A 14,663-nucleotide genomic window follows, 5' to 3' on the forward strand; every position below is an offset into this window, starting at 1 on the left:
CCTGCCTTCGGAGGAGAACCACCATGCCTGTCCCGACCGTCCTGGGCCGGAAGACGGCGCTGGTCGCCGCGCTGGTGCTCTTCGCCACCGGCGGCTTGGCCGCCTGGATGCTCTCTCCAGAAGACGGCCGGATCGATCCGGGCGACCCCGCCCAGGTGGCCCTCGGCGAGACCGTCTATGCGGCGAACTGCGCGTCCTGCCACGGCGCCGACCTGGAGGGCCAGCCGGACTGGCGCGAGCGGAAGCCGGACGGCAGGCTGCCCGCCCCGCCCCACGACGTCTCCGGCCACACCTGGCACCATCCCGCCGAAACGCTTTTCGGCATCGTCAAGGACGGCATGGCCGCGTACGCCCCTCCCGGCTACGAGAGCGACATGCCCGCGTTCGGCGGAACGCTGTCCGACCAGGAGATCCGGGCGGTGCTGGCCTTCATCGCGAGCCGCTGGCCGGAGAACGTCCGGAACCGCTGGAAGTCCGCCGGTATCAGCTGAGGGCCGGCATCACGCGCCCCGCGACCTCGCCGAAGCCCACGCGATAGCCGTCTCCCTGGCACCAGCCGGTGATGGTCACCTCGTCCCCGTCCTCCAGGAACGAGCGCTCGCCGCCTCCCGCCAGGGCGAGCGGGTTCCGGCCGTTCCAGGTCAGTTCCAGCAAGCTGCCGAGGCTGTCCGGCTCCGGGCCGCTGATCGTGCCGGAGCCCATCAGGTCGCCCACGCGGGTGTTGCAGCCCGATACCGTGTGGTGGGCGAGTTGCTGCGCCATGCTCCAGTACAGGTGCCTGAAGTTCGTCCGGCAGACCATGGTGGCGTCGGTACGTCCGTCCGGCCGCAACGCCACCTCCAGGTGGAGGTCGACCGACGCCTTGCCGATCTGTCGGAGATAGGGCATCGGCTCCGGTTCCTGCGGCGGACCGGGCACCCGGAACGGCTCCAGAGCATCCAGAGTGACCACCCAGGGCGAGATCGAGGTCGCGAAACTCTTGGCGTTGAACGGCCCGAGCGGCACGTATTCCCACTGCTGGATGTCGCGGGCGCTCCAGTCGTTCATCAGCACCATGCCGAAGATGTGCCGCTCCGCCTCGCCCACGGGGATCGGCTCGCCCAGGTCGTTGCCTTGGCCGACGATGAAGGCGGTCTCCAGTTCGATGTCGAGCTTGCGGCTCGGTCCGAAGCCGGGCTTCTCGTCGGCCGGCGCCTTGGTCTGGCCGTTGGGCCGGCGCACCCGCGTGCCGCTGACCACCACCGAGCTGGCCCGGCCGTTGTACCCGACCGGCAGGTGCAGCCAGTTGGGCAGAAGCGCGTTCTTCGGGTCCCGGAACATCGACCCGACATTGGTGGCGTGTTCCTTGGACGAATAAAAATCGGTGTAATCGCCGACTTCGACCGGCAGGTGCAGACGCGCACCGGCCATCGGCACCAGGGCGCGGGCGCGCAGGGCCGGGTCGTCCCGGAGGATCGGGCCGTCGTGGCGCAGCAATTCGCTGACCCGTGCCCGCACCCGCCGCCAGGCGTCATGCCCCAGCGCGATGAAGGGGTTCAGGCTCGGCCGGGCGAATACCCCGACGGCGCCGGAACCCGCGTCCAGCAAACCGGCCTCCTCGATCACCGCCAGATCGAGGATTTGGTCGCCGATCGCGACGCCGACCCGGGGCGCCTGACCGGCATCGGCCGAGAACACCCCGAAGGGCAGGTTCTGGATCGGAAAGTGGCTGTCCGGCGCCACCGTCACGAAGGACTTGAGGGAGGGATCGTTGGGGTGCATGTCGTTTCCTCCTCAGCGGCGTCCGGGATCGAAATGCTTGCGCAACCGCGTACCATAAGTGCCGTAGTCCTGCTGGAGCTGCTCCAGTCCAACGGCGTAGGCCGACACCCGCTGCGGGAAGCGCGTCTCGAACATGAAGGCCAGGGTGCCTTCCAGCTTGTGCGGCTTTAGCTCGGCGTTGCTCGCCTTCTCGAAGGCGTCCATGTCGGGCCCGTGCGGCAGCATCATGTTGTGCAGTGAGAAGCCGCCAGGCACGAAGCCGCCGCCGGTCTTCGCGTCATAGACGCCATGGATCAGTCCCATGAACTCGCTCATGACGTTCATGTGGTACCAGGGCGGCCGGAAGGTGTTCTCGGCCACCATCCAGCGCTCGGGAAAGATGACGAAGTCGATGTTCGCCGTGCCCGGCGTCTCCGAGGGCGATGTCAGCACCGTGAAGATCGAGGGGTCGGCATGGTCGAACAGGACGGGGCCGACCGGCGAGTAGCGCCGCAGGTCGTATTTGAAGGGCGCATAGTTGCCGTGCCACGCGACCACGTCGAGCGGCGAGTGGGCGATCTCCGTCACCCACAGCGAGCCGCCCCACTTCACGGTCAGCGTCGACGGCGCGTCGCGGTCCTCGTAGGCGGCGACGGGGGTGAGGAAGTCCCTCGGATTGGCGAGGCAGTTGGCGCCGATCGGGCCGCGCTCCGGCAGCGTCAGGCCGCCGCCGTAGTTCTCGCACAGATAGCCGCGGGCCGGACCGTCACGCAGTTCGGCCTTGAACTTCACCCCGCGCGGAATCACCGCGATCTCGCCGGGCTCGATGTCGATGACGCCGAACTCGGTGCGCAGCCGCAACGCGCCCTGCTGGGGCACGAACAGCATCTCGCCGTCGGCGTTGTAGAAATACTCGTCCTCCATGGAACGGGTGGCGAGATAGACGTGGGCCGCCATTCCGGTCTGGCTGCCGGCGTCGCCCGCCGTGGTGATGGTCCGCACGCCCTCCACGAGGGAGAGACGCTGCGAGGGGATCGGCACCGGGTCCCAGCGCATCGGTGCCGGCGGGATCTCGACCTCGACGCAGGGCGCCGTGCACCACAGGCCGGCGTCGGCCTTGGCGAACCGGCCCCAGTTGGCGACGGTCGGCCGGATGCGGTACAGCCAGGAGCGCTCGTTGGACGCCCGCGGCGCCGTGAAGGGCGAGCCGCTGAGCTGTTCAGCATAAAGGCCATAGGCGCATCGCTGCGGCGAGTTGCGGCCGACCGGCAGGGCGCCGGGCAGCGCTTCGGATTCGAAACCGTTGCCGAAGCCGGATTGGTAGGCCAGTTCGGTTGCCATGGGTGTTCCTCCGATCGTCTTCTTCGCAAGATCCGGGTTCAGGGTCGCCCCTCGGGAACCTTGACCATTCATGTGGGAAGGCTACCCGTTTTTCGCCCGGCTTGGTGCGTCGAGGGTACCGGATACCGAACAGGCACGTCCGCAGCGATCATCGGTAGCACTCTCCCTGGTCGGCGGCCTGCGGACGCCCATGTCAATGCCATGAACGCGCCACGCTTATCCCCTCCCGCCGCGACCGTCTACTATGACGGCGCCTGCCCGATCTGCTCTCGCGAGATCGCCTTCTATCGCCGGCGCGATGCGGCAGGGCGCGTCCGCTGGCACGATCTGCGCCGGGAGCCGGTCGACCCGTCCCTGGACGGGATCACCCAGGCGGCGGCGCTCGCCCGTTTCCATCTCCGCCGCGCGGACGGCACGGTGGTTTCGGGCGCTGCGGCTTTCGCCACCCTCTGGTCCTTGACTCCCGGCTTCCGGGGGCTCGGCGCCCTGGCGCGCCTGCCGGGCATGATCTGGGTGCTGGAGCGCGGCTACGATCTCTTCCTGCGCCTGCGCCCCCTGCCGTCGTCCACGGGCGCCTGCCCGGAAGATCGCTGCGGCACATGAGTTTCCCCGGCCCCGGAAGTTTAGCCTGGATGGCGGCGGCCATCCTGCTCGCCGCCCTGGTCGGATTCGGCCTTTGGCTGTGGACGCCCGACAAGTCCAGGGGAGAGCTGGAATCCCGGTATCTCGACGCGCCGGCCGACATGGTGGACGTGGCGGGCTTGCGCCTGCATGTGCGCGACGGCGGCCCGCGGGAGGCTCCGGCGGTGATCCTGATCCACGGCTTCGGGTCGAGCCTGCACACCTGGGAGGCATGGGCCGGCGGCCTGTCCCCCGGTTACCGGGTGATCCGCTTCGACCTCCCCGGCTCCGGCCTGTCGGAGCCGGACCCGACGGGCGACTACACGGTCGGACGCAGCGTGGAGATCCTGACGGCCGTGATGGACAGGATGGAGATCGACCGGGCGAGCCTGGTGGGCAACTCCCTGGGCGGGCGGGTCGCCTGGAACTTCGCCGCCCGGAACCCCGGGCGGGTCGACAAGCTCGTGCTGATCTCTCCCGACGGTTTCGCTAGCCCCGGTGAGGAATACGGGCGCCGCACGGAGGTGCCCTTCCCCATGAAGCTGATGCGCTACGCCCTGCCGCGCGTCCTGCTGGGAATGAACCTGGCGCCGGCCTACGGCGATCCGGGCAGGATGAGCGATGCCTATCTCGACCGCTACCACGACCTGATCCGGGCTCCCGGCGTCCGGGACGCGATGATCGCCCGGATGGAGCAGGCGGTACGCGAGGACCCCGTGCCCCTGCTGCGGCTTATCCAGGCTCCGACCCTGCTGCTGTGGGGCGAAAAGGACGCCCTGATCCCGGTCGCCAACGCCGAGGATTATTTGCTGGCCCTGCCCCACGGCACGCTGGTGCGTCTGCCCGGCATCGGCCATGTCCCCCAGGAGGAAGCCCCCGCCGCCTCCCTGGAGCCGGTCAAGGACTTCCTGGCGCGGTGAGCGGCCGGCGTCCCGGCGACGGGCGTCAGGACCGGCGGGAGACGGATTGGCGCGGAGCCCCGGAAGAGTTGGCGCGCATGGCGGCCCCCAGGATCACGCCGAGAACTCCGCCCAGGATGTGCGCCGTCTGGGAGATGCCGTCGTCCGCGAACAGCGCCATCACCTCGCGGCCGAGATAGAGGGCGGCCACCAGCAGCACGGTGAGCGGGATCGTGCCGGACCGCCCGGCCAGCATGGCTGTCAGCATGATCAGGCAGAAAACGGTACCGCTGGCGCCGATCAAGGCGCCCCTTGGGTCGAGGATGCACTGGGCCAGCCCGACCGACACCGATGCCGTGACCAGCACGGCCAGCATCCTGAAGGAGCCGAATCGATCCTCCAGCAGCGGCCCGGTCAGCAGGATCACCACGAAGTTCGACAGCAGGTGGGTCATGCCGCCATGAGCCAGCGTCCAGGTCAGCAGGGAAAGGAGAAAGTCGCCGTCCCACGGACGGATCGGCCCATGGATCGCCAGTTTTCCCTGAATCGGCAGGATGGTGGCCGCGACGGCGGCCAAGGTGTAGCAGACGGTCACCGGCGCGTTCAGTTCGATCCTGGGCAAGGCGGCACCTGGGCAGTGAGATCCAGCCGAGACCATAAAGGCTCCGGCCGCCGCCGTCACCGGGAGTCGCCGCCCCGGCGATCAGGATGCGAGCAGGGCGGCTTGGCGCTTCTCCTGCGGCGGTCTCTTGGCGAGAGTGGCGGCCACGGAGTTCAGCACCGCACTGACGCGCACGGGCTTGATCAGGACGTCCGATGCGTATTCCCGACCGTCCATGGCCGCCCTCTGGTAGTCGGAGGTCACGAAAATGACGCTCACCCCCATCGGATGCAGTTCGGCCGCCACCGATATGCCGTCGACGGCGCTTGCCAATCCGATATCGAGCAGCACCAGGTCAGGCAGGTCAAGGAATGCCGTACGAAGGGCTTCCTCGCCGGTGTCGACCGGCCCCAGGACGGTGTAGCCTTCCCTGGTCAGGATGGACGCCAACCCCATGGCGATCAAATGGTTGTCCTCACAGACCAGGATGCGCCGCGCGCTGGTGTGTTCCGTACTGGTGGCGGTGTCTCCAGTGAAAGGCATCTGAGCGACCCCTATGCTGAGCATGACCTCCGTGATTGATCCTGTAGAGTGCGCCCCAGATTGTTAACCAAACGTTATCCATAAATTGTGACTCATTAAACTAATTTCCCCGCGATCCCGCTGACGCTCCTTTCTCGCGCCTCCGGTGCCACAAGCGGCGGCCGGGGTGGACCCAAGGGCCGGGACGGGGTGTTGCTATGGAGGAAGCGGTCTGGGACAGGCACTTCCCGTCCCGACCCAATCCGCCATCGAGCCCAACGGGGCGAGCCCAACGGGGAGGGAGTCCAGTGGCACGTATCGTCGTTCTCAGCACCGGCGGAACCATCGCGTCGCGCTACAGCGCCGAGCATGAGTCCGTGGTGAGCAACGTGGCGGGCGAAGAGCTCGTCTCGACCCTCGGCCCCCTCGCCCCGACGTGCCGGTCACGGCGGAGGAATTCTCCAACCTCGGAAGCTACCGGATCGACCTGCCGACCGCCTTCGAGCTGGTCCAGCGCATCGGCGTCCTTGTGTCCGACCCGGAAATCGCCGGAGTGGTCGTCACCCATGGAACCGACACCATGGAGGAAAGCGCCTATCTTGCGGACTTGGTACTGGATACGGAAAAGCCGGTGGTCTTCACCGGGGCGCAGCTGCATGCCGACGAGCCGGACTCCGACGGGCCGAGGAACCTGGCGGACTCGATCCGGGTCGCCGCCTGTGCGGATGCCCGCGGACTGGGTGCCCTGATCGTGTTCGGTCAGGAAATCCACGCGGCGCGGGACGCCACGAAGGTGCATGCGTCACGAGTCGGGACCTTCGCCTCGTCGGAGCACGGCAAGCTCGGCGAGATCGACGCCGGCCGGATCAGGCTGCAGCGCAGGACCATCCGCCGCGGCCCCGTCGAAACCGGCCGGATCGAGCCGCGGGTCGACCTGATCAAGCTGGTCATGGGATCCGACGCGGCGTTCGTCAGGGCGGCGGTGGAGAACGGTGCGCGCGGCCTTGTCCTTGAAGCCTTCGGCCGGGGCAACGCCACGCCCGAGGTCACCGAGGCGGCGATCGAGGCGATCGGACGGGGAATACCCGTGGCCGTGACCTCCCGCTCTCCCCAGGGGAGGGTCGAGCCGATCTATGGAGCCGGCGGAGGATCCGACCTGGCGTCCGCCGGAGCGATCTTCTGCGGCGACCTGAGCGGCATCAAGGCACGAATCCTGCTGGCGCTGCTGCTGGGGTCCGGTGCGGACCTATCCACCATCCGCCGGCGGATGGAGCTTCACGGCAACTGATCCGGCGGAACCCACATACAGGGAAGAAGAAACATGGCAAAAGAGATTCTGGTATCCTACGGGGTCGACGTGGACGCGGTCGCGGGCTGGCTCGGGTCCTACGGCGGCGAGGACAGCCCCTGCGACATCTCCCGCGGGGTGTTCGCCGGGCGGGTCGGAAGCATGCGGCTGCTGCGCATGTTCGAGAAATGGGGGATCAGGACGACCTGGTTCATGCCCGGCCACTCGATAGAGACCTTCCGGGAGCAGATGAAGGCCGTCGCCGACGCCGGCCACGAGGTCGGGATGCATGGCTACAGCCATGAGAACCCCATCGCCATGACCCCGGTGCAGGAAGAAGCGATCTTCGACAAATGCGTCGACCTGATCGCCGAACTGTCGGGCAAGCCGCCGCGCGGCTATGTGGCGCCCTGGTGGGAGTTCGGCTCCAAGACCAACGAGCTGCTCCTGAAGAAGGGCATCAAGTACGATCACTCGCTGATGCACAACGACCACCATCCCTATTACGTGACGGTCGGCGACCAGTGGACGAAGATCGACTATTCCCAGCATCCGTCGGCCTGGATGAAACCCTACGTATCGGGCGAGGAAACCGACCTGATCGAGATCCCCGCCTCCTGGTACCTGGACGACCTGCCGCCGATGATGTTCATCAAGGCGTCGCCGAACAGCCACGGCTTCGTCAATCCGCACGACATCGAACAGATGTGGCGCGACCAGTTCGACTGGGTGTACGAGAACTACGACTACGCGGTCTTCCCGCTGACCATCCACCCCGACGTTTCGGGCAAGCCGCACGTGCTTCAGATGCACCAGCGCCTGTTCGACTACCTGAAAGGTCACGACGGCGTCCGGTTCGTCACGATGGAGGAGATCGCCGGGGACTTCGCCCGGAGATTCCCGAAGTCGGGCTCGGCACGGCCCCAGTCGTGACGCCACGCCGACACCGGAGGCGATGAACACCATGTGCGGGCTATGCGGAACATTCGGGACCGCCGATCACTGGACCGACGGCCTGGGGGAAGGTGCCGCGCTCTCCCCCTCCGCCGAACGGAGGCGGCGCGCGAGCGTCGCCAACGAGGTGCTGGGCCACTACGGGCTCAAGCTGACGGAATGGGCGAACCGATTCACCCTGACCGGCCGGACCGGGAAGTCCGCCGTGGTCGACCGGTTCGGCGCCATCTGGACCGAGGCCGAACGGCTCACGGGGCGGACCTGCGACCCGCTCGACCCGGCGGTGATCGAGGCGATGGAAGCCCGGCAGCGCGCCGGCGGCCATGGTTGAAATCGTGGCTGACGCCGTGACCTCCGACGCGCTGCCGCCGGTGACTGTCAATATCCTCACCGGCTTCCTGGGCTCGGGCAAGACCTCGCTGCTGAAGCGGCTGCTCGCCCAGCCGGACCTGAAGGACTCGGCGGTCCTGATCAACGAGTTCGGCGAGATCGGCATCGATCATTTCCTGATCGAGGAGGTCGATGAGGACGTGGTCCTCCTGAAGAGCGGATGCATCTGCTGCACCATCCGCGGCGACCTGAAGGAGGCGCTTCTGGACCTGGACCAGCGGCGCGCGGCCGGGCGGGTGCCCGCCTTCGGCCGGCTGATCCTGGAAACGACGGGGCTGGCCGACCCGGCGCCGATCGTCGCGACCCTGGTGGCGGACCCGGCACTGCGCCATCACTTCCGGATCGGCAACATCGTGACGGTGGTGGATGCCGTCAACGGCGCGCGGAACCTCGACGCTCATCCGGAATCGGTGCGGCAGGCCGCCGTGGCGGACCGGCTCATCCTGTCCAAGACCGATCTGGCGGACGCCGAGACGGTCGATCTGGTCGAGCGCAGGCTGGCCGCGCTGAACCCGACGGCGGACATCATCCGGCTCGACGAATCCCGGACGCCGGACGTGTCGCTGTTCACCGGCGACATCCACGACGCCGGCGCCCGCCGGGACGAAGTCGCGCGCTGGCTGGTTTCCGAAACCGTGGAACAGCATCACCACCATGGCCGCCCGGACGTGAGTCGCCACGGCGACGTGCGGGCCTTCCTGCTGGCATCGCCGACGCCGCTCGACTGGGCCCGCTTCGGGCTCTGGCTGTCGATGCTGCTCAACCGCCACGGCACGGAAGTGCTTCGCATCAAGGGACTGCTGTCGATCCGGGGAGTGGACTCACCCGTCGTCGTCCAGGGCGTGCAGCACCTGATCCACAAGCCGGTTCACCTCGACGCCTGGCCCGACGGCGTCGCCGGCACGCGTATCGTGGTCATCGCCCAGGGGCTGGACCCGGCTCTCGTCCGGCGATCCTTCAAGGCCTTCGTCGATCCGCCGGCCGGGCACCAGACGACGTAGCATTTTCGACCCTCTCCTACCCTTCCCGATCCTGCAAGGAACCCACCAGATGGAATATCGTCAACTTGGCCGATCCGGCCTCAAGGTATCGGCGCTGACGCTCGGCACGATGACGTTCGGCGGCAAGGGAAGCTTCGCCAAGACCGGCAACACCGATCCGGCCGGCGCCCGCCGCCAGATCGACATGTGCCTGGATGCCGGGATCAACCTCTATGATACGGCCGACGTCTATTCGAGCGGCCTGTCCGAGGAGATCCTGGGAGAGGCCGTCGCGGACCGGCGCGACCGGCTGCTGATCACCACGAAGGCGCGCTTTCCCATGGGAACGGACCCCAACGACCGGGGCCTGTCCCGCCACCATCTCGTCCGCGCCTGTGAGGCGAGCCTCCGGCGGCTGAAGACCGATTATATCGACCTCTACCAGCTCCACGAGTGGGACGGACTGACCCCGCTGGAGGAAACGCTGGCGGCACTCGACGACCTCGTCCGCTCGGGAAAGGTCCGCTATGTCGGCGTGTCGAACTTCTCCGGCTGGCACCTGATGAAGGCACTGGGGATCTCGGAGCGGGACGGGTTCGTCCGCCCGGTTTCGCAGCAGATCCATTACACGCTGCAAGCCCGCGAAGCGGAATACGAGCTGGCGCCGATCGCGGTCGACCAGGGCGTCGGAATCCTCGTCTGGTCGCCGCTGGCGGGGGGACTGCTCTCCGGGAAGTACCGGCGCGGCCAGCCAGAGCCGGCGGGCACGCGCAAGGCCAACGACTGGCGCGAGCCGCCGGTGCGCGACCTCGACAAGCTCCACGACATCGTCGAAGTGCTGGTGGAGATCGCGGAGGCGCGCAGCGTCTCGGCCGCCCAGGTCGCCCTGGCATGGCTGCTCGGCAGGCCGGGCGTCGCGTCGGCGGTGATCGGCGCGCGCACCGACGAACAGCTCGCCGATAACCTCAAGGCGGCCGAACTCACCCTCGGCGCGGACGAGCGGACCCGGCTGGACGAGGTCAGCCGGCCGCCCCTGCTCTATCCCTACTGGCACCAGGCGAACACCGCATCCGACCGCCTGTCGGCGGCTGACCTGGTCCTGATCGCCCCCCACCTGAAGGCATGAGCACCGCCACCGCGGCCGCAGGTCGTACCGCTTTCGATTTCACCCCTTATGCGCAACGATCGTCGAGCTTCCTGGTTGATGGATTGAAGCCAACTTTAGGGGAATGCAATCCATGCGTACCATGAAGATAGTCCTTGTCGCCCTGGCCGTCCCGGTGCTCCTGGCCGCCTGCGGATCGGACGACACGGTGACGGAGCGGACGACGACCACGACGACGCCGGGCACCTATTCGGACTCGGTGACGACCGAGCGCAAGACGACAGTCGACGACTGAGAGCGCACACCCGCGCAATCTCCTGGAACCGGGCGGCATTGGACCGCCCGAGCAACGATAACTCCGGTGGAAACGCTGTAATGGGCAACTTGGGTCGTTTCGAGTCCTTGGCGCGTCTCGGCTACGGAGCCCGCGGCGTCGTCTACGTCTTGGTCGGCTGGTTCGCCATGATGGCCGCGATCGGCGCCGGCCAGCTGACCGACACGAAAGGGGTTCTCCGGGAAATCCTGCAGCAGCCCTTCGGCAAGGCGCTCCTCGCGGTCGTCGCGCTCGGACTGATCGGCCATGCGGCGTGGCGCATCGCCCAGGCCTGGCTCGATCTGGACGGGCACGGCGCCAAGGCCAAGGGGCTGGTGGTCCGGGGCGGCCTTCTGGCGAGCGGGGCGATCCACGTCTCGCTCGCCTTCTTCGCGGTCTCCCTGGTGCTCGGCTGGCAGGGGCCGGGCTCGGGAGGCGGCGGCGACGGAGCCAGGGACTGGACCGCCTGGCTGCTGTCCCAGCCTTTCGGGCGCTGGCTGGTCGGTGCCGTCGGGATAGCGGTCCTGGGGGCCGCCGCGGGACATTTCGTGAAGGCCTGGAAGGCGACCTTCCGCCGCTACCTGCGGGCCGATCCGAAGACGATGGAAATGATCTGCCCGATCGGCCGGATCGGCCTCGCCGCCAAGGGCGTCGTCTTCCTGATCATCGGCATGTTCTTCCTGACCGCCGCCTGGCAGGTCGACTCGTCCGAATCGGGCGGGCTCGGAAAGGCGCTGCAGATGCTTCAGGAACAGCCCTACGGCGCCTGGGTGCTCGGCGTCGTTGCCGCCGGTCTGTTCGCCTTCGGCATCTACAGCGTGATCGAGGGGGTCTACCGGCGGATCGATTGTCCCGCGGTGATCCCCCGCTTCAAGATCGCGGCCTAGCTCCCGACCGCTCAGGCGGCCGCCCGGGTCTCCGTGACGGGCAGGTCGACCGGCATGGCGAGGGCGATCTTCTCCGCGATGATCCGGGCGGTGGCCGCGGAGAGCGTCCAGCCGAGATGGCCGTGGCCGGTGTTGTAGAAAACCCCGGGGCGGCGCCCCGCGCCGACGCGCGGCATCATGTCCGGCATCATGGGACGCAGGCCGCTCCATGGTTCCACCCGCCCGGTATCGACCGTCGGGAACAGGCCCCGGGTCCAGTCGACCAGCGGCCGGATCCGATCGGCGCGAATGTCGCGGTTCTCGCCGTTGAACTCCGCGGTGCCGGCGACGCGCAGGCGGTCGCGCCCCAGCCGGCTGGTGACGATCTTGGCCTTGTCGTCCAGCAGGCTGACCCAGGGGGCCGCCTCGCGGCTCGCGTCGTCGTCGAGATGGACCGTGATCGAGTATCCCTTGACCGGATAGATGTTCACCCGGTCGCCGACCATCGCGGCGAACTTCCGGCTGGCCACGCCGGCGCAGATGACGACGCCGTCGGCGACCAGTTCGTCGCGGGCCGCGGGGTCCGCCTCGCCGGCTCCGGACCAGACGATCCTGACGCCCGGGCCCATATGCTCGATCCGCTCGACCGTGGCGTCATGGACGAAGCGAACGCCGTGCCGGACGCACGCCTTGGCAAGGCCGCGGGTGAACTTGTGGATGTCTCCGGTGGCGTCCGACGGCGTGAAGAAGCCGCCGTGGAAGTCGCCCGGCAGCGCCGGCTCGATGGCGCGGATCTCGGCCGGCGTCACGGGGCGCCGGTCCAGCCCGCCCTCGACCAGCATCCCGTTGACGCGGCCGGCATGCTCGAAGCTCTTGCGGTCGCGGTAGAAGTGCAGGATGCCGCGGGTCTCCAGGTCGAAGTCGATGCGCTCCTGCTCCGCCATGTCGAACAGGTGGCGCCGCGCCTGGATGGCGAGCCGGGTGGTCGCGACCGTGTTGGCCCGGTAGTGGCGGATGTTGCCGACGAATTCCGCCATCCATGAATATTTGTGCCAGTTGGGCGACGGGTTCATCAGGAGCGGCGCGTCGCTCTTCAGCATCCAGGCGATGCCCTTGACGACCGTGGACCAGTGGTTCCAGACCTCCGCGTTGCTGGCGGAAAGCTGGCCGCCGTTGGCGAACGACGTCTCCATCGCGGCGTAGCGCTGGCGGTCGAACACGGTGACGGCATAGCCCTTCCCGGCGAGGGCGTAGGCGGTGGTCACGCCGGTGATACCGGCGCCGATGACGGCGATGTGGCGCATGAAAGATTCTCCGGTGCGCATGAGGGCAATGGGGACCGGGCTTCGGCCCGGTCCGGCTTTCCCCATCTGTCGCTGTACCTGAGAGCTTGCCCCGATGCTCCGCGGAGCGCCGGGCTTCCCCTTCGGTGGGCATCACCGGCTGATCGCGGCCGGCCGCCTCTCTCCAGATCGTCCAGCCATGCGGTCCCTTGTGCCTGAGAGTTTCCTGGGGGTTGCTCCGTCGGCGCCGACGTCAGCCGGGGCTGCGTCGAACTCTCCCGCATGACAGTATCGGACTTTATTGATTATTCACTTCCCGCGGATTCTGTCAAGACGAGTTTCGAAAATACCCGATCCTGTGCAGTTTTACCGCAGCTCTATTATTCGGCGGCGACGAGACTTCCGTTGCTCTCCCGCACGAAATACTCGCGGCTCAACTTCACGATCACGGGCGAAAGCAGCAGCAGCGAGATCAGGTTCGGTATCGCCATGAAGGCGTTCAGCGTGTCGGCGATCAGCCAGACCAGGTCGAGCTGCGCCACGGCGCCGAGGAACACCGCGAGCGTCCAGAATATCCGGTAGGGCTTCACGGATTTCGTGCCGACCAGGAATTCCCAGCACTTCTCGCCGTAGTAGGACCATCCCAGGATGGTGGTGAAGGCGAAGACCGCGAGTTCGACCGACAGGAGATACTGGCCGATCCCCGGCATCGCCGATTCGAAGGCCGACGAGGACAGCACCGCTCCGGACTGGCCGCTGTTCCAGACGCCGGACACGATGATCGCCAGGCCGGTCATGGTGCACACGATGATGGTGTCGATGAAGGTGCCCATCATGCCGACCAGGGCCGAGCGGACCGGGCTGCGCGTGGTGCCGGCCGCCTGGGCGATGCCGGCGGTGCCGAGGCCCGCCTCGTTGGAGAAGATGCCGCGGGCGACGCCGTAGCGCATGGCCGCCCAAACGGCGGCGCCGGCGAAGCCGCCGCTGGCCGCGACCGGGGTGAAGGCATGGGTGAATACCAGGGAAATCGCCTCGGGCAGCCGGTCCGCGAAGACCACCAGGACGAACAGGGCGCAGACCACGTAGCTGACGCACATGGCCGGGACCAGCGCCTCGGCCACCCGGCCGATCCGCTTGATGCCGCCCAGGATGACCGCGCCGGTGACGACGGTCAGCACGATGCCGGTGATCCAGACGGGCACCCCGAAGGTGTTCTCCGCGACCCCGGCGATGGCGTTGGCCTGCACCATGTTGCCGATGCCGAAACCCGCGAAGCCGGCGGACAGCGCGAACGCCACGCCCAGCCAGCGCCAGCGGGGGCCGAGGCCGTTCTTGATCGCGTACATCGGACCGCCGACATGCTCGCCCTTGTCGTCCACTTCGCGGTAGTGGACGGCCAGAAGAACCTCGGCATATTTGGTCGCCATGCCGACCAGCGCCGTGCACCACATCCAGAACAGGGCGCCCGGCCCCCGAGGGCTATGGCCGTCGCGACGCCAGCGATGTTGCCGGTGCCGACCGTCGCGGCCAGCGCCGTCATCAGGGCCGCGAACGGGCTGATCTCGCCGTCTTCCGCCGATCCCGTCTTGCGGCCCTGCCAGACGAGCCTTATGCCGTAGCCGATCTTCGCGAGCGGCATCAGCTTGAGCCGCAACTGCAGGAACAGGCCGGTGCCCAGGATCAGCACCAGCATGGGGACACCCCAGACAATGCCGTTCAAGGCATTGAGGCTTTCAGTGAAAGCTTCCACGTTTCCTCCG

General features: G+C 67.8%; 15 protein-coding genes, 2 pseudogenes and 1 riboswitch. Of the genes and pseudogenes, 11 read left to right on the plus strand and 6 right to left on the minus strand.

Annotated elements, in window-relative coordinates:
- The first annotated feature begins 23 nt into the window (after positions 1-23).
- Positions 24-491 carry a c-type cytochrome gene (locus DPR14_RS17390; protein ID WP_158046283.1) on the plus strand — a complete coding sequence of 156 codons (468 nt, stop codon included), beginning with the start codon at positions 24-26 and terminating at the stop codon, positions 489-491.
- Here DPR14_RS17390 and fahA read toward each other — a convergent pair.
- Positions 484-1,761: a fumarylacetoacetase gene (gene fahA / locus DPR14_RS17395; RefSeq protein ID WP_158046284.1), complete on the minus strand. Its 1,278-nt coding sequence runs from the start codon at positions 1,759-1,761 to the stop codon at positions 484-486. The two genes, DPR14_RS17390 and fahA, sit on opposite strands and share 8 nt — an antisense overlap.
- A 12-nt stretch (positions 1,762-1,773) precedes the next feature.
- Positions 1,774-3,081 (minus strand): homogentisate 1,2-dioxygenase, encoded by a 1,308-nt coding sequence (gene hmgA, locus DPR14_RS17400; RefSeq protein WP_158046285.1) that lies wholly within the window; start codon positions 3,079-3,081, stop codon positions 1,774-1,776.
- Positions 3,082-3,282: 201 nt separating this feature from the next.
- On the opposite strand from hmgA, the gene DPR14_RS17405 reads away from it, so the two are divergent.
- Both DPR14_RS17405 and DPR14_RS17410 read left to right on the plus strand, forming a co-directional pair.
- The gene (locus DPR14_RS17405) at positions 3,283-3,684 is read left to right on the plus strand and encodes a thiol-disulfide oxidoreductase DCC family protein (protein WP_158046286.1); all 402 of its coding nucleotides are present in this window, start codon (positions 3,283-3,285) and stop codon (positions 3,682-3,684) included.
- 29 nt (positions 3,685-3,713) lie between these two features.
- On the plus strand, positions 3,714-4,622 hold the full coding sequence (locus DPR14_RS17410; RefSeq protein ID WP_158046287.1) for an alpha/beta fold hydrolase: 909 nt from the start codon (positions 3,714-3,716) through the stop codon (positions 4,620-4,622).
- 25 nt (positions 4,623-4,647) lie between these two features.
- Here DPR14_RS17410 and DPR14_RS17415 read toward each other — a convergent pair whose 3' ends face one another.
- On the minus strand, positions 4,648-5,223 hold the full coding sequence (locus DPR14_RS17415) for a rhomboid family intramembrane serine protease (protein ID WP_192498997.1): 576 nt from the start codon (positions 5,221-5,223) through the stop codon (positions 4,648-4,650).
- An 81-nt stretch (positions 5,224-5,304) separates the two neighbouring features.
- Positions 5,305-5,745 (minus strand): response regulator, encoded by a 441-nt coding sequence (locus DPR14_RS17420; RefSeq protein ID WP_192498998.1) that lies wholly within the window; start codon positions 5,743-5,745, stop codon positions 5,305-5,307.
- Positions 5,746-5,942: 197 nt separating this feature from the next.
- Between DPR14_RS17420 and DPR14_RS29130 the strand changes: the two are divergent.
- From DPR14_RS29130 to DPR14_RS17450, 8 genes and pseudogenes are all read left to right on the plus strand, one after another.
- Positions 5,943-6,550 (plus strand): annotated as a pseudogene (locus tag DPR14_RS29130) (asparaginase domain-containing protein); the annotation flags it as partial.
- 123 nt (positions 6,551-6,673) lie between these two features.
- The gene (locus DPR14_RS29135) at positions 6,674-7,012 is read left to right on the plus strand and encodes an L-asparaginase family protein (protein WP_425501043.1); all 339 of its coding nucleotides are present in this window, start codon (positions 6,674-6,676) and stop codon (positions 7,010-7,012) included.
- A 33-nt stretch (positions 7,013-7,045) separates the two neighbouring features.
- Positions 7,046-7,945, plus strand: a complete 900-nt coding sequence (locus DPR14_RS17430) for a polysaccharide deacetylase family protein (protein WP_158046290.1) — start codon at positions 7,046-7,048, stop codon at positions 7,943-7,945.
- A gap of 22 nt (positions 7,946-7,967) precedes the next feature.
- On the plus strand, positions 7,968-8,297 hold the full coding sequence (locus DPR14_RS17435) for a hypothetical protein (RefSeq protein ID WP_211103805.1): 330 nt from the start codon (positions 7,968-7,970) through the stop codon (positions 8,295-8,297).
- A 4-nt stretch (positions 8,298-8,301) separates the two neighbouring features.
- Positions 8,302-9,357 carry a CobW family GTP-binding protein gene (locus DPR14_RS17440; protein ID WP_246148272.1) on the plus strand — a complete coding sequence of 352 codons (1,056 nt, stop codon included), beginning with the start codon at positions 8,302-8,304 and terminating at the stop codon, positions 9,355-9,357.
- Positions 9,358-9,406: 49 nt separating this feature from the next.
- Entirely contained in the window at positions 9,407-10,462 is a 1,056-nt protein-coding gene (locus DPR14_RS17445) for an aldo/keto reductase (RefSeq protein ID WP_158046292.1), read from the plus strand.
- Positions 10,463-10,583: 121 nt separating this feature from the next.
- Positions 10,584-10,736 carry a hypothetical protein gene (locus tag DPR14_RS27480; RefSeq protein WP_192498999.1) on the plus strand — a complete coding sequence of 51 codons (153 nt, stop codon included), beginning with the start codon at positions 10,584-10,586 and terminating at the stop codon, positions 10,734-10,736.
- A gap of 80 nt (positions 10,737-10,816) precedes the next feature.
- Positions 10,817-11,641, plus strand: a complete 825-nt coding sequence (locus tag DPR14_RS17450; protein ID WP_158046293.1) for a DUF1206 domain-containing protein — start codon at positions 10,817-10,819, stop codon at positions 11,639-11,641.
- Positions 11,642-11,652: 11 nt separating this feature from the next.
- On the opposite strand, the gene DPR14_RS17455 is transcribed toward DPR14_RS17450, so the two are convergent.
- Together DPR14_RS17455 and DPR14_RS17460 are read right to left on the minus strand one after the other, a co-directional pair.
- Positions 11,653-12,924 (minus strand): D-amino acid dehydrogenase, encoded by a 1,272-nt coding sequence (locus DPR14_RS17455; protein WP_158046294.1) that lies wholly within the window; start codon positions 12,922-12,924, stop codon positions 11,653-11,655.
- Between the two features lie 171 nt (positions 12,925-13,095).
- Positions 13,096-13,194: riboswitch (glycine riboswitch) on the minus strand.
- An 89-nt stretch (positions 13,195-13,283) separates the two neighbouring features.
- A pseudogene (locus tag DPR14_RS17460) lies at positions 13,284-14,596 on the minus strand (alanine/glycine:cation symporter family protein).
- Positions 14,597-14,663 lie beyond the last annotated feature (67 nt).

This window comes from Skermanella pratensis (assembly GCF_008843145.1).
GTDB classification, from domain to species: domain Bacteria; phylum Pseudomonadota; class Alphaproteobacteria; order Azospirillales; family Azospirillaceae; genus Skermanella; species Skermanella pratensis.

Coding starts and splice junctions, on each gene's coding strand:
- DPR14_RS17390 (WP_158046283.1), top strand. CDS start 24: ATGCCTGTCCCGACCGTCCTGGGCCGGAAGACGGCGCTGGTCGCCGCG.
- fahA (WP_158046284.1), bottom strand. CDS start 1,761: ATGCACCCCAACGATCCCTCCCTCAAGTCCTTCGTGACGGTGGCGCCG.
- hmgA (WP_158046285.1), bottom strand. CDS start 3,081: ATGGCAACCGAACTGGCCTACCAATCCGGCTTCGGCAACGGTTTCGAA.
- DPR14_RS17405 (WP_158046286.1), top strand. CDS start 3,283: ATGAACGCGCCACGCTTATCCCCTCCCGCCGCGACCGTCTACTATGAC.
- DPR14_RS17410 (WP_158046287.1), top strand. CDS start 3,714: ATGGCGGCGGCCATCCTGCTCGCCGCCCTGGTCGGATTCGGCCTTTGG.
- DPR14_RS17420 (WP_192498998.1), bottom strand. CDS start 5,745: ATGCCTTTCACTGGAGACACCGCCACCAGTACGGAACACACCAGCGCG.
- DPR14_RS29135 (WP_425501043.1), top strand. CDS start 6,674: ATGGGATCCGACGCGGCGTTCGTCAGGGCGGCGGTGGAGAACGGTGCG.
- DPR14_RS17430 (WP_158046290.1), top strand. CDS start 7,046: ATGGCAAAAGAGATTCTGGTATCCTACGGGGTCGACGTGGACGCGGTC.
- DPR14_RS17435 (WP_211103805.1), top strand. CDS start 7,968: ATGAACACCATGTGCGGGCTATGCGGAACATTCGGGACCGCCGATCAC.
- DPR14_RS17445 (WP_158046292.1), top strand. CDS start 9,407: ATGGAATATCGTCAACTTGGCCGATCCGGCCTCAAGGTATCGGCGCTG.
- DPR14_RS27480 (WP_192498999.1), top strand. CDS start 10,584: ATGAAGATAGTCCTTGTCGCCCTGGCCGTCCCGGTGCTCCTGGCCGCC.
- DPR14_RS17450 (WP_158046293.1), top strand. CDS start 10,817: ATGGGCAACTTGGGTCGTTTCGAGTCCTTGGCGCGTCTCGGCTACGGA.
- DPR14_RS17455 (WP_158046294.1), bottom strand. CDS start 12,924: ATGCGCCACATCGCCGTCATCGGCGCCGGTATCACCGGCGTGACCACC.